The sequence below is a fragment of the Streptomyces altiplanensis genome (genome assembly GCF_053591575.1).
In genome coordinates this window covers 77,786-102,174 of sequence record NZ_JBSFUB010000003.1, presented here as the reverse complement: position 1 = coordinate 102,174, position 24,389 = coordinate 77,786, and the positions used below count along the sequence as shown (strand labels likewise).

At 72.0% G+C, this 24,389-nt stretch carries 14 protein-coding genes; 4 read left to right on the top strand and 10 right to left on the bottom strand.

The window, feature by feature from the left end; genetic code table 11:
* Positions 1-151: 151 nt before the first annotated feature.
* Entirely contained in the window at positions 152-619 is a 468-nt protein-coding gene (locus ACWD0Y_RS02130) for an ATP-binding protein (RefSeq protein ID WP_450258564.1), read from the top strand.
* A 376-nt stretch (positions 620-995) separates the two neighbouring features.
* Positions 996-2,264 (top strand): MFS transporter, encoded by a 1,269-nt coding sequence (locus ACWD0Y_RS02125; protein WP_450258563.1) that lies wholly within the window; start codon positions 996-998, stop codon positions 2,262-2,264.
* A 173-nt stretch (positions 2,265-2,437) separates the two neighbouring features.
* On the opposite strand, the gene ACWD0Y_RS02120 is transcribed toward ACWD0Y_RS02125, so the two are convergent.
* Positions 2,438-3,091, bottom strand: a complete 654-nt coding sequence (locus ACWD0Y_RS02120; protein WP_450258562.1) for a pyridoxine/pyridoxamine 5'-phosphate oxidase — start codon at positions 3,089-3,091, stop codon at positions 2,438-2,440.
* 204 nt (positions 3,092-3,295) lie between these two features.
* On the bottom strand, positions 3,296-3,943 hold the full coding sequence (locus tag ACWD0Y_RS02115; RefSeq protein ID WP_093800379.1) for a TetR family transcriptional regulator: 648 nt from the start codon (positions 3,941-3,943) through the stop codon (positions 3,296-3,298).
* Positions 3,944-4,311: 368 nt separating this feature from the next.
* Between ACWD0Y_RS02115 and ACWD0Y_RS02110 the strand changes: the two genes are divergently transcribed.
* The gene (locus ACWD0Y_RS02110; RefSeq protein WP_450258561.1) at positions 4,312-5,223 is read left to right on the top strand and encodes a VOC family protein; all 912 of its coding nucleotides are present in this window, start codon (positions 4,312-4,314) and stop codon (positions 5,221-5,223) included.
* 207 nt (positions 5,224-5,430) lie between these two features.
* A complete protein-coding gene (locus tag ACWD0Y_RS02105) occupies positions 5,431-7,962 on the top strand; it encodes an outer membrane protein assembly factor BamB family protein (RefSeq protein ID WP_450258560.1) in 2,532 nt (843 codons plus the stop codon).
* Between the two features lie 96 nt (positions 7,963-8,058).
* On the opposite strand, the gene ACWD0Y_RS02100 is transcribed toward ACWD0Y_RS02105, so the two are convergent.
* The 8 genes from ACWD0Y_RS02100 to ACWD0Y_RS02065 all read right to left on the bottom strand — a co-directional run bounded on the left by ACWD0Y_RS02100 (position 8,059) and on the right by ACWD0Y_RS02065 (position 24,317).
* Positions 8,059-9,531, bottom strand: a complete 1,473-nt coding sequence (locus ACWD0Y_RS02100) for a cytochrome P450 (RefSeq protein ID WP_450258559.1) — start codon at positions 9,529-9,531, stop codon at positions 8,059-8,061.
* The gene (locus ACWD0Y_RS02095; RefSeq protein ID WP_450258558.1) at positions 9,531-10,448 is read right to left on the bottom strand and encodes an SDR family NAD(P)-dependent oxidoreductase; all 918 of its coding nucleotides are present in this window, start codon (positions 10,446-10,448) and stop codon (positions 9,531-9,533) included. The genes ACWD0Y_RS02100 and ACWD0Y_RS02095 overlap by 1 nt, the downstream gene beginning before the upstream one ends.
* 373 nt (positions 10,449-10,821) lie before the next feature.
* Positions 10,822-11,241, bottom strand: coding sequence for an ester cyclase (locus ACWD0Y_RS02090; RefSeq protein ID WP_450258557.1), 420 nt, complete (start codon positions 11,239-11,241; stop codon positions 10,822-10,824).
* Positions 11,238-13,667 (bottom strand): KR domain-containing protein, encoded by a 2,430-nt coding sequence (locus ACWD0Y_RS02085; protein WP_450258556.1) that lies wholly within the window; start codon positions 13,665-13,667, stop codon positions 11,238-11,240. Before ACWD0Y_RS02085 ends, ACWD0Y_RS02090 begins: the two co-directional genes overlap by 4 nt.
* Before the next feature lie 52 nt (positions 13,668-13,719).
* Positions 13,720-19,770 (bottom strand): SDR family oxidoreductase, encoded by a 6,051-nt coding sequence (locus ACWD0Y_RS02080; protein WP_450258555.1) that lies wholly within the window; start codon positions 19,768-19,770, stop codon positions 13,720-13,722.
* Between the two features lie 53 nt (positions 19,771-19,823).
* A complete protein-coding gene (locus ACWD0Y_RS02075; RefSeq protein WP_450258554.1) occupies positions 19,824-21,335 on the bottom strand; it encodes an acyltransferase domain-containing protein in 1,512 nt (503 codons plus the stop codon).
* Positions 21,336-21,451: 116 nt separating this feature from the next.
* Positions 21,452-22,801 (bottom strand): NAD(P)/FAD-dependent oxidoreductase, encoded by a 1,350-nt coding sequence (locus tag ACWD0Y_RS02070; RefSeq protein WP_450258553.1) that lies wholly within the window; start codon positions 22,799-22,801, stop codon positions 21,452-21,454.
* A gap of 52 nt (positions 22,802-22,853) precedes the next feature.
* Positions 22,854-24,317 (bottom strand): MFS transporter, encoded by a 1,464-nt coding sequence (locus ACWD0Y_RS02065; RefSeq protein ID WP_450258552.1) that lies wholly within the window; start codon positions 24,315-24,317, stop codon positions 22,854-22,856.
* Positions 24,318-24,389: the final 72 nt, after the last annotated feature.

Genomic DNA, 24,389 nt, shown 5'->3' with positions numbered 1-24,389 from the left:
ATGCATCACGCGTACTCCTTCGCGCTGGAATATGCCCGAAGCGCTTGTTGCGGTGACTGTACGTCAACCATGCTGTCTCGTAAGGGAATCACGTTCCGTGACCCTGTGGAGACGCGAGGCGATGTGTCCGCCGGTTCGGATGGTGTGAGCGGTGCAGGTGCTTCAAGTGCAGTTGGAGGTAGGGGCCGACCCCGCCGAGGTGGGACGGGCCCGGAGGTGGGCGCGCTCACGGCTTGTCGGCTCAGGGATAAGGGCCGACGAGCCACTGGCCGAGACCCTGATCCTGCTCATCTCGGAGCTGGTCACCAACGCGGTCGTGCATACGGGCTGTCCGGCCGTACTGCGGATGCTCTTCGGCACCGCTGACGACGGCACGGTCCGGGTCGAGGTCGCCGACACCAGTGCCTGCCCGCCGAAGCCCCGGCACGCCGAGGGCGACGACACCAACGGGCGCGGACTGGAACTGGTCGACGGGCTCGCCGACCGGTGGGGCTGGCAGTCCGAGGGGGCCGGCAAGCGGATCTGGTGCGAGGTCGACCGGGGGGCGCCCGTGGTGACGACGAGGGCGTACGAGGCGGTCACGTACGAGCCGTCGTGCGCTGTCACCCACAGCGCATGACCCGCACATCACCGAACGGGTGTTGACGGCTCGTGACGGCCTGATGACCCTGGGGTGAGGCGGCCCGCCGCGAGGGGACGCCGAGGATCAGAGGCGTGCTGTACTGCCCGTCCTTGGCGAGTGCGGGCCGTGGTTCGGCGTCAGCTCCTCCGGGGCAGGAGGGGCAGGGACTGTACGCCGGAGCCGGGTGGCGGCCCTTGTGCCGCGCTCGGGGCGTGCGGAGGCGCGCCGCCACCCGGTTGCCCGAAGCGGGCGCACACCGACGGAGCGACGGCGGCCGCTCGTGCGTCCTCCTGGCGCGGAAGCGGCCCGGCGTACTCCTTGCCCCGATTAAACGGTGGCTGGTGTAGACCTCTACCTGATACATCTCTGCGCTGTGACGGACAAGCGTGCAGCGCCCCAGGAGAGTCCCGAGAAGGCGGCGGAGAGGACGCCAGGGCCGCGAGCGGCCTCCGGAACCCTCTGGAACCACAACTTCCGGCTCTTCTTCGTGGCCCGTACGGTCGCCGTCTTCGGCGACGGCATGGTCCCCGTCGCCCTCGCGGCGGGCCTGCTCGGCGCGGGCCGCCCCGGCTCGTCCGTCGGTTACGCCCTCGCCGCGTGGATCGGCCCCTTCGCGGTGCTGGTCCTCTTCGGCGGCGTACTCGCGGACCGCTTCACGCCCCGCCGGATGATGATCCTCGCGGACGGCCTGCGGCTGGTCGGCGCCTCGGTGCTCGCCCTCTCCTTCGCGGCCGGCAGTCCGTCGGTGTGGGTGGTGTACGGGCTGAGCGCGGTCAGTGGCGTCGGTGCCGCGCTCTTCCAGCCCGGGGTCGCCTCGGTCATTCCGCGCATCGCGCACGACGTGCAGGAGGCGAACGCGGTCCTGCGCGTCTGCGAGGCACTGACGACCATGGCGGGCCCGGCCTTCGCGGGGCTGGTGGCCGGCCTCTCCGGCGGGGCGGGCGCGGTCTTCGCCGCCAACGCCGCGACCTTCGGGGTGAGCGGGGTCTGCCTGTTCCTGCTGCGGCTGCCGCCGGCCGGCGATCCGGTCGGGCGCGGCTCACTGATGGCCGAACTGGTCGACGGCTGGCGCGAGTTCACGGCCCGCAGCTGGCTGTGGGGCGTCATCGCGATCTGGACGGTGTACGGGCTGACCGTGGCCGGCCCGATGCTGCCGCTGACGGCGGTCCTGGTGACCGAGGAGCACGGATCGGGGATGTACGGCGCGCTGATGGCGGTCAACGGCGCGGGCAGCGTCGCGGGCGGCCTGCTGGCACTGCGCCTGCGGCCGGGGCGCCCGCTGGCGGCGGGAGCGGTGGCACTGCTCGGGGTGGTGGTGGACCTGGTGGTGCTGGGACTCGGCATGCCCGTACCCGCCCTCGCGGCAGGGCAGTTCATCGCCGGCACGGCTTTCGCGTTCTGGCTGGTGATGTGGTCGACGACGGTCCAGACGCACGTCCCGGCCGACGCGCTGAACCGGCTGCACGCGTACGACGTGTCCGGATCGCTGCTGATGATGGCGGCGGGGCGGGCGCTGGCGGGTCCGGTGGCGGAGGCGGTGGGGGCGGAGAGGGTGCTGCTGGCGGGGGCGGTGGTCATGGTGGCGGTGGTCGGGGTGCTGCTCGGAGTCCGGCCGATCCGGGAGCTGCGGCGCATGGCGTGACACCGGACGGTCCGGTGCCCCGGTTCCTGCGGACGATGTCCTTCGGGCCGCTCGCCCGGGTTTTTCACGCCCCGGAAGCCCGCAAGCCCGCAAGCCCGGAAGCCCGGAAGCCGAGCGGCGTGGCCGGGCCTGCCGGCCGGCCCGCGCCACCAGGGGTGTCGTCACTCGGGTGCCTACGGCCAGAGCAGTTCCCGCACCCACTCCGCGCCGCCGTCCCGCCGGTACCGCAGCCGCACGTGCCGGCGCCCGGCGTCCCCCTGGAAGAACTCCACCTCGGCGGGGTCGACGACGTACAGCGTCCAGGTCGGTACGCCGGCCTCCGGCTCGGCCTGTGCCCGTTCCCACGCGGACTCCGACGCCCGCAGCAACTCCTCGTACTCCGGCAGGACTTCGCTCTGCCGTCCCACCAGCGCGGAGGCGAGCGCGCCCGTCGACCGTGCGTGCAGGTCGGCCCGGCTCTCGTCCGGCGCCCCGGTGGTCACCGCGCCCCTGACCCGCACCTGCCTGCCCTGCGCCGCCCAGTAGAACCCGAGCGCCGCGTGCGGGTGCGCGGCCAGCTGGCGGCCCTTGGCGCTGGTGGAGTGGGAGGCGAAGTGCCAGCCGCGGTGGTCCGCGCCGTGCAGCATCACGGTCCGTACGTCGGGGAGCCCGGCCTCGTCCACGGTCGCCAGGCTCATCGTGTGCGGCTCGGGCTGTCCGGCGGCGACGGCCTCGGCGAACCACTGGTGGAACAGGGGGAGCGGCTCGTGCGGTGCGGCGGCCGGGTCGAACGCGGGGAGTTCCGTGTCCCATACGCGCTGGGAGCGGAGCAGGTCCTGGAAGGTCATCCGGTCATCTCACACCATGCGTGCGGGAGCCGCACCACGGCTCCCGGCCGGGCGGGCCCGGCGGGAGCGGGCGGAGAATGCCGCAGCGGCGGACCGTGGCGCGGTCCGCCGCTGCGTAGACAGGACTGGGGGCAGGGCCCAGGGCTCAGCGACTCAGGGGTTCTTGGACTCCGGGGTCCGAGGGCTCGGGGTCTGCTTCGCGTGCTACTTCGTGGGCTTCTTGCCGGTGATGCCCAGGTGCACCAACAGGGCCAGATGGGGCTTGAGTTCGTTCTGCTTCACACCCCAGGACTGGAAGCCCTTCTGGTGCGAGGCGACCGCCGCCAGCATCGCGACGAGCGAGCCGGCCATCGCCGCCGGACTGATGTCCTTGTCGACCTTGCCCTTGGACTGGAGTTCCTTCACCGCGTCCGCAAGGGAGTTGGTCACGGAGTTCAGGATTTTCATGCGGATCTTGTGGAACCGCTTGTCGCCCTCCGCCGCGCCGAGGTCGACCACCCGGAGGATGGCGTCGTTCTTGCGCCAGAAGTCGAGGAAACCCTCGACGAGGTCTTCGGAGGTCGACCAGCCGGCCTTTCCGACCCAGGAACGGCCGGAGGCGAGTTCGGCCAATCCGGCGCCTTCTTTGGCCATTTCTTCCGCGATCTCGAGGACGGCGCCCTCCACATCGGGGAAGTACTGGTAGAACGTCGCCGGTGAAGTGCCCGCTTTCCGGGCCACATCGATGACTTTGACGTCCCGGTAGGGTGAGGAGCTGAGCATCTCACTGAGGCAGTCGAGCAGCTTCTGCCGCGTCGCCTGACCGCGTCGTCCGGCCACACGGCCATCGACGGTGCGCACTTGTCCTGTCATGCCGTCAGCTTACCGACGGGTGATCGGAGCGCGATTTGGCCGACTGCAAATGGGGAATCGGCCTGCTGCACCGGCCCGGCCGCGGTCTGTCTGCGGCCTGTCTGCGCTCGGCCTTCGGCCCTTGCCGGGCTCTTCTGTGACCCGTCCGCGAACCGCCGCCGGGGTTCGCGGGCCGGCTCCGACCCGAATAGTCTTATCAACAGCCTGTGGACAACTTCGGTGGAAAAGTCATGCGCCCCAAGGTGAATCCCCTCGCGATTGGCCAATTGTTCGATTTACTTTCCTGCGCGAAGAGCGGCGGCCCGTTAGTTTTGCGGTGATGGGCGCCACGCATTGCCCCGCCCTGTGTGACGGAAGGATCCGGGCCCATGGCCGTATATGCAGAAGGCATGCCGTGCTGGGTCGATGTGACGCTTGCCGACGTCGAAGCGGGCAAGCGGTTCTACGGTGCGCTGTTCGGTTGGACCTTCGAGGACCCGGGCGTCGACGACCGGGGGAGAGCGGTATGGGCCGGTTTCGCCAACGCCCTCAGCGACGGCAGGAAGGTCGCCGCCCTCGCGCCCAAGCGCGACGGGCGCCTGCCCACCGCCTGGGGCGTCTACTTCGCCACCGACGACGCCGTGGCACTCGCCCGGAAGATCAGGGACGCGGGCGGCCAGATGGTGACGGATCCGCTGCCCGTTCCCCCGCTCGGCACGATGGCCGTGGCCGCCGACCCGGGCGGCGCCGTCTTCGGTCTCTGGCAGGCGGGCAGCCACGCCGGTTTCGAGAAGCGGGACATGCCCGGCTCCTTCTGCTGGGCCGAGGTCTACGCGCGCGACAAGGAGCGGACCGACCCCTTCTACGAGACGGTCTTCGGCTTCCAGGGCTACGACCTCGAAGAAGCGGGCGAGGACTTCAGGACGTGGTCGCCCGCCGGCGCCGACCCCGGTCCCGACACGGCCATCGGTGGCCGCAGCGTCATGAGCGACGCCTTCCCGGCCGAGATGCCCGACCACTTCATGATCTATTTCGTGGTCGACGACTGCGACGAGGCCGCGTCGCGGACCGCCGGTCTCGGTGGCCGGATCCAGGCGCCGCCCTTCGACACGCCCCACGGGCGGATCGCGGTGCTCACCGACGACCAGGGTGCCGTCTTCGCCGTACTCGCCGAGCAGACCGGGCACGCCGAGTCCGCCGGGACCGCGGAGCACGCCGAGGTCACAGAGCATGCCGGGGCCGCAGAGCCCGCCGGGGCCGGTGAGGCCGCCGGATCCCGGGAAGCCGGAACCGGGGCGTAACGGGCCGGCGCGGAGCGGGCCGCCGCGGTTGTGGTGCGCGTGCGCGACCTGTCCGAATCCGGGTGAGACACCCCGTTCCGCCCCCGGGTTCGCCACCGCCGCTTCGGACAGGAAGAATCAGGGTGCGCACCGCTGGGTGGTGCCCAGTGGTGAGACGCTTCACGGGGCTGTGTTTGCGGCCTCGTACGGGGAGGTGGCAGGCAAGTTATGGATCAGCTGACGCAGCACGACCCGCGGCGGATCGGCCCGTTCGAGGTGCTGGCACGGCTCGGGGCCGGCGGCATGGGGCTGGTCTATCTCGCGCGGTCGGCGTCGGGCCGGCGCGTGGCGATCAAGACGGTGAGGACCGAACTCGCCGAGGACCAGCTGTTCCGCGTCCGCTTCACGCGTGAGGTGGAGGCCGCGCGGGCCGTCAGCGGTTTCTACACGGCCGCCGTCGTGGACGCCGATCCGCGGGCGGCGGTGCCGTGGCTGGCCACCGCGTACGTACCCGCGCCCTCCCTCGAAGAGATAGTGAATGAATGCGGGCCGATGCCGGCCCAGGCGGTGCGCTGGCTGGCGGCCGGCATCGCCGAGGCGCTCCAGTCCATCCACGGGGCGGGCCTGGTCCACCGCGACCTCAAGCCGTCGAACGTCCTGGTGGTGGAGGACGGGCCGCGCGTCATCGACTTCGGCATCGCGTCCGGCGTCTCGAACACCCGGCTGACCATGACCAACGTCGCCGTCGGCACGCCCGCCTACATGTCGCCCGAGCAGGCGCGCGACTCGCGCAGCGTGACGGGCGCCAGCGACATCTTCTCGCTCGGCTCGACGCTGGTCTTCGCGGCGACCGGGCACGCGCCCTTCCACGGGGCGAACCCGGTGGAAACGGTCTTCATGCTGCTGCGGGAGGGCCCGGACATCGAGGGGCTGCCCGACGAGCTGCGTCCGCTGATCGAGTCGTGCATGCAGCGGGAGGCCGTACGGCGGCCCAGCCCGGCCGACCTCCAGGCGCAGCTCTCGCCGCACCTCTTCGCCTCCGGCCAGGACGACAGCGGTACGGCGTCCGCGTGGCTGCCGGAGCGGGCCACGGCGATGATCGAGGAGCGGCGGGGCGGCCGCCCCGCGCTGCCGAGCGCGCCGTCGTCCCGGGCGCACTCCACACCGCCGAGACCGCCGGGACCGCCGCCGTTCGCCCCCGTGGCGTCCCGGGTCCAGTCCCCGCCGCAGTCCCAGCCCCTCTCCCAGGCCCCGGTCGCTCCGTCCCAGGCCTCTTCCGCCTCCTCCGCCGCTCCGACCTCTCCGGTCCCTTCCGCCTCTTCGGCGCAGGCGTACACCGGTGGCCACGCGGCTCACCCCCCGCAGCACGCCGTACGGCTGCCCGGGGCCAAGGTGCCGATCGGGCCGGGCCCCCGCGTGGCCGACGGCCGCACCGCCGCCGTCCAGGTGCCGGGCGAGCAGGCCACCGGGTGGATCAGGCCCCCGGCCGGGATCGTCCCCGGGAACGGCGCGGACGCCGCCACCGGCGCCGTACCTCCGTCCGTGTCGTCCGCGCCCCTGCCCCCGCCCCCGTCCATTCCGCCGCCCTCGCCGTCGGTGGACGGCGCCGGCCCCTCCGGGGGGTGGCGGCCGTGGCGGTTCCGCATGTCCAACGACGTGTGGGGGACGCCCGCCGTCGCGGACGACCTCGTCTACGTCACCTCCTTCGAGGTGCACGCCCTCGACGTGGCCAGCGGCCGGCGGAAGTTCAAGACGCGTGACGTCGCCTGGTCGATGGCGGTCGCGGGCGGGCGCATCCACGCCTCCGACGGCCCCACGCTGTACGCCCTCGACGCGGCCGACGGCCAGGAGCGGTGGCGGTTGCAGACCGACGCGTGGGTGTACTCCCTCAAGGTCGACCGCGGCACCGTGGTGACCGGCACGCGGGGCGGCGGCGTCCAGGCGTGGGAGGCGTCCAACGGCCAGAAGCTGTGGGAACTCACCGGCGCGCAGACCGACTTCGAGACCCCGGAGGCCGGTCCCGCCGTACACGACGACACGGTGTACGTGTGGCAGGACGCGAGGCTGCGCGCCCTCGACGCCCGTACCGGCCTGGAGCGCTGGTCGTACCCGATCGGCGACGCGGCGTCCTGCGGGGGAGTCCCGCTGCGGCTGACGCCGGCGCCGGACGGCTGTGTGTACGTCGCCGCCGGCACGCGGGTCCTCGCCATCGACGCGGCCGGCGGCCGTGTGCGGTGGCACTTCGAGGCCCCCGCGGTCTTCCTGAGCCCGCCCGCCTTCGCGCCGGGTCCGGCCGTCACGGGCGGCGGCGTCTACCTCGCCGACTACCTGGGCACGGTGTACGCCCTGGACGCCTCCACCGGCAAGGACCGCTGGCGCATCGCCACCGAGTCCCGCCAGTCCGTCGAGCCGGTGCTCGTCGCGGCGGGCAACATCCACGTGGGCAGCGGCAGCGCGCTCTACACCCTGGACGCGGTGACCGGCACCCCGAAGTGGCGCTTCGCGGCGGGCGGCGAGGTCGTCGGCGCCCCGGTCGTCTCCGACGGGCGCGTGCACTTCGGCTCGGCGGACCACTGCCTCTACACGCTGGACGCGAGCGGCGGCCAGCTGCGCTGGAAGCTCGCGACGGGCGGGGAGATCACCGGGTCGCCGGTGGCGCAGAACGGTGTGGTGTACGCGTGCAGCAAGGACCGGTGCGTGTACGCCCTGGACGCGGTGAAGGGCACGGCGACGGGCCGCACGTCGGGCACCCGGGCCTGAGCCCGCCGGCCTGCCGGTGAGGCGGGCACCGGCGGGACGGGCACCGGCGGGGCCTCCGCTTCCGCCGGAGGCCCCGCCGGTGCGGACCGCGCGGGTCTACGCGTCCGGGGTGCCGGTGTACGGGCATCCGGAGGGTGCGGGGTCCCCGGCCGGCGCCGGCACGGCCGCCGGTCCGGCACTCCCGCGGCCGCGTGTCCGGTCGCGGGAGGTCAGCCGCACCATGACGTCCCGCAGCGGACGCAGCGAGATCACCGGTGAGCCGTACTGCAACGCGTGGCCCGGGATCATGCTGATCCTGAACCTCTGGTTGATCATCGCCACGATGGTCCGCAGTTCGAGCAGCGCCATGGAGTTCCCGATGCACTGGCGAGGCCCCGCGCCGAAGGGGAAGTAGGCCATGCGGGGACGTTCCCGTACGGCCTGCGGGGTGAAGCGGTACGGGTCGAAGGCCAGCGGGTTGTCCCAGTGGCGGGGATTGTGGTGCGAGACCAGCGGCGAGACGAGGACGGAGGAACCGGCCTCGATGTCGTATCCGCCGAGGGTGTCCGGGCCGACCGCGGCACGCGGGAAGATCCAGATGGGCGGGTGCATCCGCAAGCTCTCGTCCACCACCATCTTCGTGTACGTCAGCGCGTCGGTGTTCTCGGCGTCCGGTGGTCCACCGCCCAGGACCCGGCCTATCTCACCGTCCAGCTCCTCCTGCACCGGCGGGTGGTTGGCGATCGACAGGAGCGTCCAGCAGAGCGAGACGGCGGTCGTCTCGTGGCCCGCCAGGTAGATGGTCAGGAGCTCGTCGCGGATCTCCTGGTCGGTCCAGGGCTCACCGGTGACGGGGTCCACGGCCTGTTCCATCAGGGAGATCAGCGAGCCGTCGCCGGTGCGCGCGTATGTCTCGCGGACGTCTGCGACCACCTTGTCGAAGACGTGGTGGATGCGGTCGATCTTGCGCTTGCGGTCGGTCGGAAGCCAGGAGGGCAGCATCTCGGACGCCGTGCCGCGCCGGAACATCACCTCGACCACGTCGTCGACGATCTGCTTGAGCACACGGGACGAGGGCTTGATGTCGTAGGCGAACAGCGAGCGGCTGAGGGTGACCAGGGTGAGCCGGAGCATCTCGGTCATCAGGTCCACGGGCTCGCCGCGCGCGGCCTTGCCGTCCCACTCGTCGAGCATCTCCTCCGTGGCCCGGACGATGTTCGGGACGATGCCGAGGACGGCGTTCTTCTGGAACGCGGGCTGGACGGCGCGGCGGTGACCGCGCCAGTACTCGCCGTCCGAGGTGAGCAGGCCCTTGCCCATGACCACGCCGAACTGCTCGTACAGCGGGCCGCGCACGTAGTTGCCGTGGTTCTTCACCAGCACCTGGTGCACCGCCTCGGGGCCGGTGACCTGGTGGACGGTCATCGGGCCGAGCCGCATGCGGACGACCTCGCCGTAGTCGCGTTGCAGACCCAGCAGGAACTCGGCGGTGTTGCGGCGCCAGGAGCCGAGGCTGCCGAGCAGCGGGACCCCCCTGGGGCCGGGGGCCGTGGCGGCGGCCCGGGGGGCGGCGGGCGTGGTGGCGGTCATCACTGGTCTCCTTGGTGTCGGGGCTGCGGCCCGCTCGGCGCTGTCCGCCGGGCGTCGGCGTTGTTCCGGGGCACGGGAAACACCCGCCGTACGAAGAGGTTGTCGAAGACGGCGTCCGGGGCCAGCCGGCGCAGCGCGATGGTGCTGCGGGCGAGGAGGCCGACGGGGTAGCGGGCGTGCGGGCGGGTGCTGCGGACGGCTTTCTCCACCACGCGGGCGACGTCGTCGGAGTGGATCGCGAAGGTGCCGGCCAGGGTGCGCCGGCTGCCGGTGTAGATGGCGTCGAAGTACTCGGCCGTACGCCGGCGGAAGTCCTCGTACTCCTCGCTGGCGGGTTTGAGGTTCGCCACGTAGGTGTCACCGAAGCTGGTGGTGCGTACCGGGCCCGGTTCGATGAGGACCACCCGGACGCCGAAGTCGGCGACCTCCAGCCGCAGGGCGTCGCTCAGGGCCTCGACCGCGTGCTTGGACGCCTGGTAGAAGCCCCCGCCGGGGACCGCGTAACGTCCGAAGACCGACGAGACGTTGACGATGGTCCCGCTGTGCGCAGCCCGCATCGCGGGGAGGACCAGCTGGCTGAGGCGGGCCAGACCGAACACGTTGGTCTCGAACTGCCGCCGCATGTCCTCCAGGCCGGCTTCCTCCACGACGCCGGACATGGCGTACCCGGCGCTGTTGACGAGCGCGCCGACCGAGCCGTGCTCCGCTTCGACGGTGTCGACGGCGTCGCGCATGCTGTCTTCGTCGGTGACGTCCAGGCGCAGTGTCCGTATGCCTTCGGCGGCCAGCGGGGCAAGTGTCTCCGGCTTGCGCGCCGTGGCGTATACGGCCGTCCCGGCCCGGTGCATCCGCAGTGCGCAGGCACGGCCGATACCGGAGGAACAGCCAGTGATCAGCACGGGAAGCGGTGCCGCCATCCCACTCTCCTATTCTCTGCCCCGACCGGCGGGGTATTTCCTGCGAGGGTGCCGTGGTGTCAATCGAGACGTGCGCAAGGAAGCATGAAGGGGCTGCGGGGAAATGCGGCTCGCGCATTCGAGGGGCAATTCATGCGCCACCGCATTGTTGCCGCAAAGCTTCGCAAGACCCTTTCTGGCATCAACTCCGGAAACCGGCAGTCCGTGGTGGACACGCCGGCGCCCGGGTTCACCTGCGTTGTTCTGCGGGGAGCGCGCGCTCCGTCCGGCAGGGCTGACGTCCCGGCCGGGGGCCGCGTCCGTCCCGGGCCCCACGTCCGGTCCCGGTCCCGGCCCCGGCGCCGTGCGGCACCGGGGCCGGGACCGGACGCGTTCAGCCCAGTGCCCCGAGCTGCTTGGCCAGTTCGAGCCCGTCCAGGGAGAACCAGCTCTCCACGATCAGCCCGTCCCGGAACTCGTCGATGACGATGCCGCTGACGGCGAACTCCCGGCCGATGGGCGGCACGCCCTCGTACGGCTCCCCGGTGTGGGTGCCCCGGGCGGTGAACCGGCTGACGACCTTGTCGCCCTCCAGGATCCAGTCGTCGACCGTCACGTGGAGGTCGGGGAAGGACGCGCGCTGGAGCCGCACCCACTCCTTGAGGTGTTCCACGCCCTCCTTGCCGTTCGGGGCCGTGCCGTGGCTGATGTGGGAATCGGCGGCGCCCTCGTAGATCACATCGAGATTTCCCTTGTTGAGGCACTCCTCGTAATAGCGTTCCAGTACCGCTTTGTTCTCGGCAAGCGTCGTCATGGCTGTATCGTCCTCTCTCCGATTGGCCCCGGAAGCCCTGAAACTGTCATCACGGGCGTCCCTGAGGTCATGCTTTTCACTTTCCAGACCCCGAGTGAAGGGTCCCCTTCGACGAGGGAATTCCCGTGCTCATGGGAATGGAGTGCGATACGTCCGACGGTCAGTGGGTCGACCGCGACCGACAGTCCGTTCCCCTGCGTCGCACACGCCCTCAACACGTTTTCCAACGCGGATACCGAAAGCGCGGTGCGCGGCGCGTGGAGCGCCGCCCACAGGTCATTGGGCGCGCACGGCCGCACCTCGGCGGTCCGGCGGCCGTCCGGCCCGTCGGACCAGGCGGCGGCCGGCACCACCGAGGACCGCCAGCGCAGCAGCGGCGGCCCCGAGCGCCAGGTGGTCGTCCGTGTCACGTCGGGGCGGGGCAGGGCGGGCGAGCGCCCGTCCCCCGGCTCGTGGATCACGCGCACGCTCGCCTCCGGCCCGTCCGCGCCGTCCCCCGGCCGCCTGAAGCGCACCTCGGTCACCCAGGTGTCCCCCTCGTGGACCCCGCGGACCTCCCGCTCCCACACGGTCGGGCCGGCGTCGAGCCGCAGCAGGTCCAGCGGTACGACCACCTCCTCCAGGCAGCTGACCCGCAGCGCCGGGTAGTCCTCCGGGACGATCCACTCCGCGCCCCGCACCGCGCTCTCCAGCAGGACGCTCACCGGGACCGCCTCGACGCCGTCCACCAGGAAATCCGTGAGGACCGGCGCCGTGTCGCGGTCGAACGTCACCCGCGACACCATCCGGGCGTGCGGCTGGTACGTGGTCACCTCCCCCAGGTGGAAGATCCTCGGATAGGTGCCGGTGAACCCGGGCAGGCCGGGCACGACCGGATAGTCGGTGGCCTGGCCGGGGCTCATCGCCCTGCCCAGCGGTCCCACGAAGGTGACTTCGCCGTCGGAGCCCGCCCGCAGCTCGTCCCGCCACTTGGCGAGGCCGTCGGTGATGTCGACGGCGGCCATGTAGCGCAGCGTCGCCGAGAAGTTGGAGATGAGCCCGATACGGTCCCAGGTCGGCCAGGCGAGCGTCATCACGGGGAAATCCGCCTGGCGGCTCGCCCACCGCCCCAGGCGCGCCAGCCCCTCGTTGGCGGCGGCGTACTCGAGCTGGCCGACCATGCCGCCGAGCCGCCCGGTGAGGGATCCCACGTTGCAGAAGAACTTGAGCCGGTGGCCCCGCAGTTCCTCGAAGAGGTGGACGAAACCCCCGATCTTGGTCCGGACGGTGCGCAGGATCTCCTCGTCCGTCTTCTTGGGCAGCCGCGCCGCGGTGTCCACTCCGGCGTTGTGCACGACGCCGGTCAGCGCGGCGCCTTCGCGGTCCAGCAGGGCGCGCACCTGCTCCCGGTCGGTGAAGTCGCACCGGGCGTAGTCGACGCGCAGCCCGCGGGCCCTGGCGTCGGTGATGTTGGTGGAGAGTTCCCACAGGCGGCGGATGCGGGCGATGTCCCGGCGGATCCCGACGGGAGACCGCCCCTGACGCCGGTCGGCCCACAACCGCGCCTCCAGCTCCTTGAGCCGGCCTTCGTCCGCGCCGAACCACGGCTCGTCCCCCGTGGGGAAGTCCTCCCGGCCGGTCACCACGACGCGCATGCCGTAGGTGTCCGCGAGGGAGCGGGCCAGTTCCCAGCCGATGCCCCGGCCACCGCCCGAGATCAGTACGCAGTCGTCGGCGCCGAGGGCGACGGCCGGCGCCCCGGCGGGGCGCGTGACCGGGGTGAGGGTCAGGCGCTGCCCGTCGCGGTAGCCGATCTCCAGCGCGCCGGGCCGGCCCAGCTCGGCGGCGACGATCCCCGGCAGGTCGCGGACCGACGCGAGACCGGTGTCGACGACGCGCGCGTTGCAGTTGGGCAGTTCACGGTGCAGCGTCTTCGCCAGTCCCGCCCAGATGCCGCCCAGCGGCTGGGCCAGGTCGTCCCGCGGGTGCTGGCCCATCCCGCCGCCCAGGTAGGTGACGGCCAGGTAGAACAGCCGCCGCGCCGAGGTCTCCGACGCCCAGTCCTCGTAGTGCTCGCGCAGTGCCGCGACGGTCTCCAGCAGCGGCCCGCGCCAGGCGTCCGCCGGGCCGTCGCCGCCGGGCGCGGGGGTACGGCCCAGGGTGAGGTCGACGATCGCGTCCACGGCGCCGCCGTCCGGCGCCGGGGCGGGTGCCCCGGCGCCGGGTGCGTACCGGCGTACCCGCGCTCCGCGCGCGGTCAGTTCACGCTCCACGCCGGCGGCGCTCTCCCGGTCGCCCCCGAGGAGGAGGACCCGCATCCCCACCAGCCGGGAAGGGTCCCCGGCGCTCGCCGGCAGGCTGGTGAGCTCCCATTCCATGCGGCTCACCGCCTGGACCGGAGCGTTGTCGTCCGCGCCCCGGGCGCCGGTGCCGGCGGGTACCGGCACCGGCGCCGGCGGCCTTTCCCGTACGGAAACCACGGTCCGTACACCTCCCTCGTCAGTCACGTTCGGCGTCGATGGCGACGGCTTCGCCGGTCCGGGCGTCGACGTAACCGATCAGGGTCGCCCGCATGTCCTTCATTTGCAGGAGCATCCGGCCGTCGGGGCGGGCGGCGACGAACCGGTTGTCGACCGGGACGGCTGCCAGGTCGAAGCCGGGGGGCGTCGCGTACAGGTCGATCCGGTCCGCGGCCCCGGCCAGGGACAGGTCGCTCGTCTCCTCGTAGAGGTCGATGCGGCGGATGGACAGCGGGGCGGCGACGGGTACGAGGTGGCCGTCGACCAGGTCCAGTACGCCGACCCTGGCCAGTCCGTCCAGCAGTACGCAGGGCACGGTGAAGCGTTCCCACGTCGGGTCGTCCGCCGGGAGCGAGGGGGCGTAGCGCGCCCGCTTGCCCTTGGGGTGGATGCGGGTGTCGGTGGTGGACACGAACGGGCCGGTGAGCCGCACCGGCGAGCCGGGCTGGTGGTAGGGGTCGGGGACCGGGGTGTCGTCGGCGGTGTCCCAGGGCTCCCACCGGGGAGCCGCCGGGAAGGCGTCGGCGAGCAGCACGCGGGCCGTGAAGTGCACACGGTCCTCGACGAGTACGACGCCGGCCGGTGAGACCACGTCCTCGGTGACCCGGACCTCGACGACGGTCGTGTCGCCCGGTGTTCCGGCGACCTTCGCGTAGATCCGCCTGGGCGCCGGGGGCAGGTCGCGGTAGACGCGCAGGAAGTGCTCGAACCGCAGGTCCTCGAAGGCGACGACGTGCCGGTCCGGCACCAGGTGCCGCGCGGCCTCGGCTGCCAGTTCGGTGACGAACGTGCCGGGCAGCGTCGGCTCGCCGCGCACGGTGTGGTGCTCCAGGTAGCCGTCGGTCTCCAGGTCGAAACGGCACTCGAACACCGCGGAGGTGCCGTCCGACGCGACCGTCCGGCGCAGGAAGAAGCCGCCGGGCGCGGGGGCGGGGTCCGGCGCGCCGGTGGCGGTGTCCGCCGCCGTCAGGTAGCCGGGGTAGAAGTGCTCCACCGTGGCGCGCTCGGCGTCTCCCAGGTGCACGAGGGAGGGCCGGCGGACCGGCGCGTGCAGTTCCTGCACGAAGTGGTGCACGCCCTCGGCCACCGGCATGCTGCTGTAGGAGCCGGCCCGCTCGTAGTACGCCTTGGTCAGTTCGTCGGCCCCCATGCCGACGCCGGCCCACAGCGTCCAGCCGACGGTGAATTCGCGGGGGTCGTCCGAGGTGGCCGCCGCGTAGGTGGCCGCACTGCCCAGGAAGTCGTTGGCCGAGGCGTAGTCGGACTCGCCGAGCTGCCCGAAGTAGCCCAGCAGCGAACCGAAGTTGCACCACAGCCGGGGAGGGGTGTCGCGCAGCGCGTACTTGAGGTTGAGGTAGGAGTCGACCTTGAGGTCGCGGATGGAGGTGAACTCGGCGAAGTCCTTGTCCTTGATGAGCGCCGACCGCTGGAGCCCGGCCGCGTTGACGAGCAGGTCGATCCGCCCCTGCTCGTGGAGCACCCGGCCGATGGACTTCTCCACCTGGGCGCTGTCCCGCATGTCGCACGGCAGGTACGTGACCCGGCCGGCACCGCAGTGCTCCTCCATCGCGTCGAGGTTCTGCCGGGCGGCGCGGGCGTTGAGCATCCGGTCGAAGGACTTGTTGATGTCCGCGACGGTCCGCTTCCCGCGCTTGGCGAGTTCGGACGAGATGTACGCCGCCCGGCCCGCCGCGAACTCCTCGTCGCTCCCGGCGAAGGTCGAGGCGGGGTAGCTGTCGAGCGCGTTGCTGCCGAACACGTAGACGCGGGGGGCGAAGTGCTCCGCGACCGCCTTGAGGACCTCGGCGGTGATGCCCCGGGCGCCTCCGGCGACCACGACCACGGAGTCCCGGTCCAGCGCCGCGGGCGTCGCGGCGTCCAGGACGTTCGGCTCCTCCCGCAGCCGGTGGACCCGGCGTACACCGTCGGCGTCGACGACCACGGGGAAGTCCCGGTGGGCCCGGCTCTCCTCCTCCGCGAGCCGGACCGCGGCGGCCGGGTCGGTGCCGGAGGTGAGCAGCGCGAAGCTGGTGCTGTCCGGGAGTTCCCTGCCCGCGCTCTTGAGCAGGCCGGTGAACAGGCCGGAGAAGGGGTGCGGGGTGCCGCCGGGCACCGCGTCGAGGAAGAGCATGAGGAGGGACGACCCGGCGGTGGACAGGCCGTCGTAGGCGTGCTGGACGGCCAGGTAGGCGAGGTCGTGCAGGGCGCGCAGGGGCGCGGACCCCTCGGTGAGGGCCCGGGACGGGGGCGCCGTACGGCCCAGGTCGCTCAGTACCCGCAGGTGGGTGACCGGCCGGTGACCGCGCGCCAGGACCTCGGCGACCGCCTCCGGGGTGATGTCCGGCAGGTGGTGCCAGCCGGGGCGGGGGGTGTCCAGCGGTGTGGTGGACAGGACGGTCAGCGCGGCCTCCGGGCCCGCCGCCCGGGCGAGCAGCGCGGGGGCGTCGGTGACGACGACGGCGCCGTCCGGCAGGAACGGTACGGGCTCCCGTACGCGCCGCGGCGGCGCGTCCTGGAGCACCGGGACCTGGCGGCGTACCCGCAAGGGGTCCTGTGCGCCGGTGCGGGTCGTGGACAGGAAGCTCCCGGGCACCGTGCCGGTGACGGCGGGCCGGTCGGTCCCGCTCTTCGCCGGGGCGGGTGCGGCGGGACCCGGGACGGTCAGCAGGAGCCTGGCCCCGGAGCCCTCCCCGCTGTCGTCGCAGGCGACCTCCACCGTGCCCGCGGGGCCGTGCAGGGCCTTGAGGACGGCCAGCCCTCCTGCCGCGCCCAGGTAACGGGCGTGCTCGGGCGCCGTGCACCGTACGGATTCCCGCTCGGGTACGGCGCCGGCCTGTGCGGCCGCGCTGTCGAGCGCTTCGTCGACGTACGCGAGGACCGGCAGGCCCGCGCTCTTCGCCCGCTCCTCGGTGGTCAGGGCGAACAGGAAGGCGCCCTCGGCCAGGTGCTGCTCGCTCTCCGGGAGCAGCTCGCCGATCAGGGCGCGGTACTCCGGGAGGCTGTTGCCGTTGATGCCGCCGGCGAGGGCGAAGTCCAGCTCGCCGGTGCGCAGGTAGCGGCCGGCCGAGGTGATCGACGACAGCGCGGAGGCGAAGCCGGAGTCCATCGTCATGTTCGGGCCGTTGAGGTCGAAGTAGTTCGACACCCGCGCGGAGATGATGTTGGGCATCTGGCCGGGGAACGCGTCCTCGTTGGACGCCGGGATCATCCCCCGGACCCGCTCGCGCAGCCGGTCGAGGACCTGCGCCGCCGCGGGGGAGCCGGCCAGCGGCGAATCGGCGAGCGCCCGGCCGACGTCGTCGAGGTAGCACCGGTTCGCGTACAGCATCGCGGCCCGGGTCGGGCCCATGTGGCCGACGAAGACACCGGTCTTGCGGGCCTGCTCGTCCCAGAACTCGGGCAGGCGGTCCCGGAGTTGGTGCGCGCACTGCAGGATCATCAGCTGGCACCGGTCCAGGGCCCGGATGGTCTTGGGCGGCAGCCGGACCTCGCTGAACGGCGGCGACGGGTAGTCGCCGCCGAAGCTGTCGAGCGGTTGCTTCCCGCCGGCCAGCCAGCGCGACACCTCTTCGTGCCCCGTCAGGCCGGGCAGGTGGGTCGACCAGCCGACGACGGCCACCCGGCTGTCGGTGTCCGGCTTCCGGGTGGCGGGGATGGTCCCCGCCGGGGCCGTTCCCGCCGGGGTCTTCGCTGCCGGCGCCTCGGTGCGGGGCCGGTTCTCGGAGACGATGAGGTGGGCGTTGGTGCCGCCGAAGCCGAACCCGGAGACGGCCGCGAGCCGGGGACGGCCGCTGTGCCGGGGCCACGGCGCCGCCTCGGCGGAGATCTCCAGTTCGGTTTCGGCGAGGCGGAAGTCCTCGCGGGGGTTGGTGAAGCGGTACTGACCGGGAACGGTCTGCTGCTCCAGACCCATCAGGTTCTCGATGAGCGAGACGACTCCCGCGGCCCAGCCGGTGTGGCCGATCAGGGACTTGTTGGAGGTGACGGCGGTCGGACGCGTCGTGCCGAAGTGCTCGCGCAAGGTGGTGAACTCCGCGAGGTCACCGGCGGGCGTTCCGGTCGCGTGCGCGTTGATCCAGTCCACGTCGGCGCCGTCGACGGCGCCGTTCTCCAGCGCACGCCGCACCGCCAGGCTCTGGCCGGCCGAGTTCGGGGCGTAGATCGCCTTGCCCTTGCCGTCGGAGGAGGAGCCGAACGCCCGCAGTACGCCGAGCACCTGGTCGCCGTCCTCCTGGGCCTTGCTCAGCCGCTTGAGGACGACCAGGGCCGCGCCGTCGGCGAAGATCACGCCGTCGGCGGCCTCGTCCAGGGCGTGCACCTTGCCGCTCTTGGACAGCCCCTGGAGCTTGGAGAAGAGCACGGTGCCGCGCGGGGCCAGGGCGAAGGCCCCACCGCAGACGGCGATGTCCTGCTTGCCCATCAGCAGGCCCTTGGCGGCGATGTCGATGGCGTAGAGCGACGAGGAGCACGCGGTGTCGACCATGTGGAGTTCGGTGGACGACGGCAGGATGCCCTTCATGGCCAGCTCGCCGACCCGGTGCGGCAGGAAGCGTGACGGGTTCTGCTCCCCGCGCCAGTACCGGCGGGTGAGCGACTCGTCGATGCCCTCACGCAGCGCGGCCCGCTCCCCGTCGGGCATCGCCAGGTCGTCGACGATGCCGTGGGCCGTCCGGGTCATGCTGGCGAGGACGCCGGCCTCCTCCAGGTGCTGGCTGCCGTCCGGGGTGTAGCCGACCACGAAGGAGCAGCTGTCGCTGTCGCTGTAGTGGACTCCGTCGAGTGCCTGGACCAGGCTGTGGCGCAGCCACTTGGTGGTCAGCTCCTGCTCTTCGGAACTCCCCTCCATCCCGTCCAGGGCACCCGGGACGGGTGTGAAGTCGGTGATGAACACACAGTGGTCGGCGTACGCCTTGTCCTCGGCCGCCGTGTCCACCGCGTGGAAACTCTCGTGCTGCCAGCGGTCCTGGGGGACCTTGACGAACAGCTCGTCGCCCGTCATGCGGAGCTTCCAGAACTCCTCCGGGCTGTTCGCCCCCGCGACGGCCAGCCCCATGCCCACGACGGCGATCGAGTCGTCACCGAACTCCGCCACGGGCTCGGGCTCGGGCTCGGGTTCCGCCCCGGGCTCAAGCCCGGGCCCGGGCTCGGTCCGCCGTCCGGCGGGGGCCTCTTCGGCGTGCTCTTCGAGGACCTCTTCGGTGTCCTCCTCGGTGTCCTTCTCCGTGACCGGCTCCGCGTCACGTCCCTCTGTCGCGGGAGGTGAGAGCAGGGCCGCGCCGAGCGTGAGCCCGCCGTCGGCGAGGACGACCTGACCGGTGATCCAGCGCGCGTCGTCGGAGGCGAGGAAGGCCACGACGGTGGCGAACTCCTCCGGCGTGCCGAGCCGCCCCCAGGGTGTGGCCCGCGCGATGACGTCCTGCATCTCCGCTGCCCGGGGGAACTTGTCCGCCACCTCACTGCTGAGCATGGCCGCGGACGCCGTGTTGACGCGGATGCCCAGCGGGGCCAGCTCCACGGCGAGGTACCGTGACGCGGCCTCGGCCGCGGCCTTCGCCGGAGCGCAGGCCAGGTAGTTCGCCATCACCATCTGCGAGCCGCCGAGCGCGGAGACGGTGACGACCGATCCACCACCGCCCCTGGCCATCAGCGGCGCGGCGGCGCGCGCACAGCGCAGCCCGCCCTTGTAGTTGGTCTCGAGTGCCTTGTCGAGGTGGTCGTCGGTGATCTCCTCCAACGGCAGCAGCGCGCCGTCCGCCGCGTTGTTGACGAGGATGTCGAGCCGGCCGTGCAGCCGGTCGATCTCCGCGAACATCCGGTCGACCTGTTCCTGCCGCGCCACCGAGGCGCGGACGAGGTCGACGCGGAAGCCTTCCGCGACCAGTTCGTCGCGTGTCCGCTTGGCCTGGTCGTGCGAGTGGAAGTAGTTGAGGACGATGGAGGCGCCGCGCGCGGCGAGTTCCCGCGCGACGGCTTTCCCCACCCCCTTCGAACCGCCGGTGACCAGGGCCACCTTGCCGGTGAGGTCTGTCATGGAACACGTGCCCTTCTGGGACGGGAGAACGAGCGGGAGCGGTCCGGGCCTCGTCAGCCGGTGGTGACGGGCTTCTGGCCGGCCAGCTCCGCGAGCACGAATTCGACGACCTTGCCCATCGTGTTGTAGTTGTCGATGCGGAAGCCCGACTGCCGTGTCGGCAGGCCGTAGCGCTTGGAGACGCGGGAGAGCAGCTCGACCTGCTTGACCGAGTCGACGCCGAGTTCGGCCTCCAGCTGCACCTCGTCCTCGAAGACCTCTTCGGGGTACTCCAGGGCCTCGGCGTACAGGGCCCGCAGCTCGGCGGCGACCTCCGCACGGGTCGGGACCCCCGCGGGGGCACCGGTCTCCTCGGCCGCGGACGAGGGCGCGGCGGACGAGGTCTCCGCGGACGAGGACTCCTCGGGCGCCGCGGCGGCTGCCCGCGCCCGCTGGTAGGCGACGAGGTCGCCGGTGACGCGCCGGACGACCTCGTCGCCGTGCTCGTTCCAGTACGCCTCGAAGACGTCGACGGGCACCGACGGAGCCAGCAGCCCGGCGAGCCCCGGGGTCCGGCCGGCGTCGGCCAGACCCGCGTCCGCCAGGGCCCGCACGGTGGCCTCGAGAGCCAGCCCTCCGTCTCCGTCGACCGCCAGCGAGGCCAGGACCCGTACGTCCGACCCCTTGGTCAGACGGGTGACCAGCTTGGACAGCGCGGCCCGGCCGCCCGCCTCCACGAACGTGGTGACACCGGCCTCCCGCAGGTGGCGCACGGCGGCGGCGAACCGGACCGGGGTGACGAAGTGCTCCGCCAGGCGGTCGGCCAGGGCGTCGTCCGGCTCGTAGTAGCGCTGGAGGATCGGCGAGTACACCAGGTTCCGCAGCGGGTACTGGTCCAGCTTGCCCACATAGGCGGCGAAGTCGGGGACCGCAGGTGCCAGGGCCGGGGTGTGGAAGGGGAAGGGCGCGTCGATCTCGATGGCGCCGATGCCCAGCTGTCCGGCGATCGCCACCACCCGGTCGAGGACCTCGCCCGGGCCGCTCACCACGGTCTGCTCGTCGTGGTTCTCGGTGGCGACGGCCAGCATCGGGTCGTCCAGCAGTTCCAGGAGCCGGCGGGCCCGGTCGGCGTTCGCCGACAGCGCCACCATGCGGCCCTCGATGCCGTCCTGCCGCTGGATCACCGCCACGCGCTGGGCGACGATGCGTACGCCGTCCTCGACCGAGAAGGCACCGGCGGCCACCAGGGCGGTGATCTCACCGAGGCTGTGGCCGACGAGGACGTCCGGCCGCGCTCCCTGGGCGGTCAGCACCTCGCAGGCGGCCAGGCCCGCGCCGTAGATGGCCACCTGGGAAGCCCACGGGTCGCCGTCGAGGAGCTCGCGCAGATCCGTCTTCTCCGGGCCGAAGAGCATGTCGGTTATTCGGCGCGAGAACAGGTTCAGGGTCTCCGTGTCGATTCGCTCGAAGACGCGCCGGACCTGCGGGTACTTGTCCTTCGCCATGCGGAGGGCTTCGCCGTCGAAACCCCCTTGGCCGGGGAAGAGGAAGGTGGTGCGCAGGTCCCTGGAAGTGTGGTCGGACATGGTGGTGCCTCCATGGTGGTGCCGGTGATGGGATGTGCGGGAATCACGAATTCGGTGATCGGTGATCGGTGATCTGTGATCGGTAAGCGGTGAGCGGGAATTCGGGGACTGCGGGCTCAGGTCAGGTACTGGCCCATGGGTCCGAGGTTCTCGGCGATCAGCCGGTCGCCGAAACGGGTGGCCGCGGGAATGTGCCGGGGGGCTCCGCGTACGAGCCAGCGCACCATCCGCAATTTCCAGCCCGGCCCGCTGCCCGGCTCCAGATGGTCGAGCAGGGCGTGGATGTTGGCCGCCGAGTAGAACTCCGAAGGGCTGACCATGGTGGCGAACATTCCGACCATCTCACGGCCGTGGGTGGGGCTGCGGCTCATCGCGCGAATGAACTCGATTTCCTCGCGGGTGTGGTTCGCGATCGTCGCGTGGTCGAGGGTGTAGCGGTAGTGGCCGGTGACCAGGTCGTCACGCTCCCGGCCGAAGCGGGCGAGCGCCGCGGGCAGCGGCTCGCTCCCGGAAAGGCCCGCGTCGAGGGCCTGCGCGAGGAGTTCGGCCCCGCGCAGCGCGTCGGTGATCCCCGCGGCGGTGATCGGGTCCCGGGTGTATCCGGCGTCCCCGGCCAGGGCCCAGCCGGGGCCGTGCGAGCGGCGCAGGAAGTTGGGTACCGCCCCCGTCATCCACCGGTCGACGCGGCTGGTCCGGCGCAGCAGTTCGGCCCGCTGCGGGTCCACTTCCTCGAACGCGGAGATGACCGTACGGTCCCGTTCCTCCTCGCTCGCCGCCTTGAAGTCGCCGACCGGCAGCGCCACTCCGACGATGGTCAGGCCGTCGTGGGTCGGCCAGGTGAAGGCGTGCTTGCCGGCGTGGCGGTAGGTGCGTACCCGCCCGTCGTGCGGCAGCCCCTCCCAGTAGGACCAGTGGCTCTTGTTGAGGACCGGGTGGGCGTCGTACTTCTCGGCACCGACCAGGCGGGCGAGCGTGGAATTGGAGCCGTCCGCCCCCACCACGACGCGGGCGCGCTCGACCACCGGGGTACGGTCCTCCGTCTCCCCCCGCACGCCGGTCACGGTGCCGTCGTCGTCCGTGACGAGCCCGCGGAGCGAGACACCCGCGCGCAGTTCCGCCCCGGCCTTGACGGCGGCGTCCAGCAGGATCCGGTCCAGCTTGCCGCGGTCCGGCGAGTACGCCTCGCCCACCCCGTCGACGCTCGGCAGACGGGCCATCAGTTCCACCGGGCCGCTGCGCAGACCGTACTCGTGAATGGGCGGGCAGCCGGTGGCCGTCAGCTCGTCGAGCAGCCCCCAGCGTTTCAGCCGGAGAATGCCCGGCGGGTGGACCAGGTTGGTCGCCGCCGCTTTTCCGCCCGGGAACACGGCCCGGTCGAGCAACAGCACTTTGTAACCCGCTTTTGACAGCAGCAGCGCTGTGGAGGCTCCGCTGACCCGTGCACCCACAACAACAACGTCGTACATCTCGACTCCCGGGCCAATCGACTGATGGGCGGATTCGTGACGACCGGTGGACCTACCGGTGCGAGGGCTCCAGCCGGCCGGCGTCCGGGGACTCTTCGGAGTCCCGGCTCCCGCTTTCCTGCCATGCGTCCTGCTGTTCCTTGGAACGGCGGGGGGCGGCGAGAATGGAGAGGCAGCCGAGGGCCGCGATTCCGGCGCCGATCCACGAGGCGGGAACCAGGCCGTCCACGAATTCCTGCGGGGAGCCGTATCCGCCCTGTGCGGTGAACACCGAGGTCAGTACCGCCACCCCGAGTACGCCGCCGAGTTCGCGGAAGGTGTTGTTGGCCCCGGAGGCGACTCCCTGGTCGCGCCGGGAGACGATGTTCATGGCCATCTCGGCGACGGGTGCGAAGAACAGCCCGAGTCCGATGCCGCCGAGCACCAGGCCGGGGACCTGGTCCGCGTAGTCGGTGTGCACGCGGGTCACCGAGGCGAGCCAGCCGAGGCCGACGGCTTCGAACAGCAGCCCCACGGCCACCACCAGCCGGTTGCCGAACCGTGCGGTCAGCAGGGCGGCGAGCGGAGCGACCAGGACGGGCATCGCGGTCCACGGCAGCATCCGCACACCCGCCTCCAGCGGCGAGAACCCCTGGATGTTCTGCATGAACTGGGTCAGCAGGAAGACCAGCCCGAACATGGCGGCGAACATCAGCAGGCTGGCGGCGTTGACCGCGCTGAACGAGCGGTTGCGGAACAGCCGCATCGGCAGCATCGGGTGGGGGGTGCGCACCTCCCAGGCGACGAAGGCCACGAGGAACACCGCCCCGCCGATCAGGTAGGCCAGCACCTCGCCGCTGGCCCAGCCGTGCTCGGTGGTCCGTACGAGGGCGTAGACCACGCCGAACATGCCGACACTCACCAGGACGGTGCCGACCGGGTCGAGCGGGCTTTCGGGGAGCCTGCTCTCGGCCAGCTTCCACAGGCTCAGCGCCAGCACCACGACACCGATCGGCACGTTCACCCAGAAGATCCACTCCCATGAGATCTCCTCGACGACGGCGCCGCCGATCAGCGGGCCGAGCGCGACCGCGAGACCGCTCAGCGCGCCCCAGATGCCGAGGGCGAGGCCGCGCCGGCGGGCCGGGACCGCGACGGTCAGCAGCGTCAGGGTCAGCGGCATGACGATGGCCGCGCCGAAGCCCTGCACCGCGCGGGCGATGATCAGCTGCTCCGAGGTGTCGGCCATCGCGCACGCCGCGGACGCGGCGGTGAACACCACGAGCCCCACCACGAACATCCGGCGGCGGCCGAAGCGGTCACCGGCCGCCGCGCCGGCCATGAGGAAGACCGCGAAGGCCAGGGTGTAGGCGTTCACCGTCCATTCCAGGTCCTGCAGGCTCGTGTCGAGGGACTCCTGGATCGCCGGCAGGGCCGTGATGACGACGAGGTTGTCCAACGCCGCCATGAAGACCGCGAGGCCGGTCACGAGGAGCGTCCATACGGAATGTCCGCGTGAACTGGACCTGCTTGACATGAAAGATCCTCCGTGGGGGTGGGTGGCACGGGTGCGCCGGAGAGGGCGGAACGGGGCCGTGGCGGTGGCGGG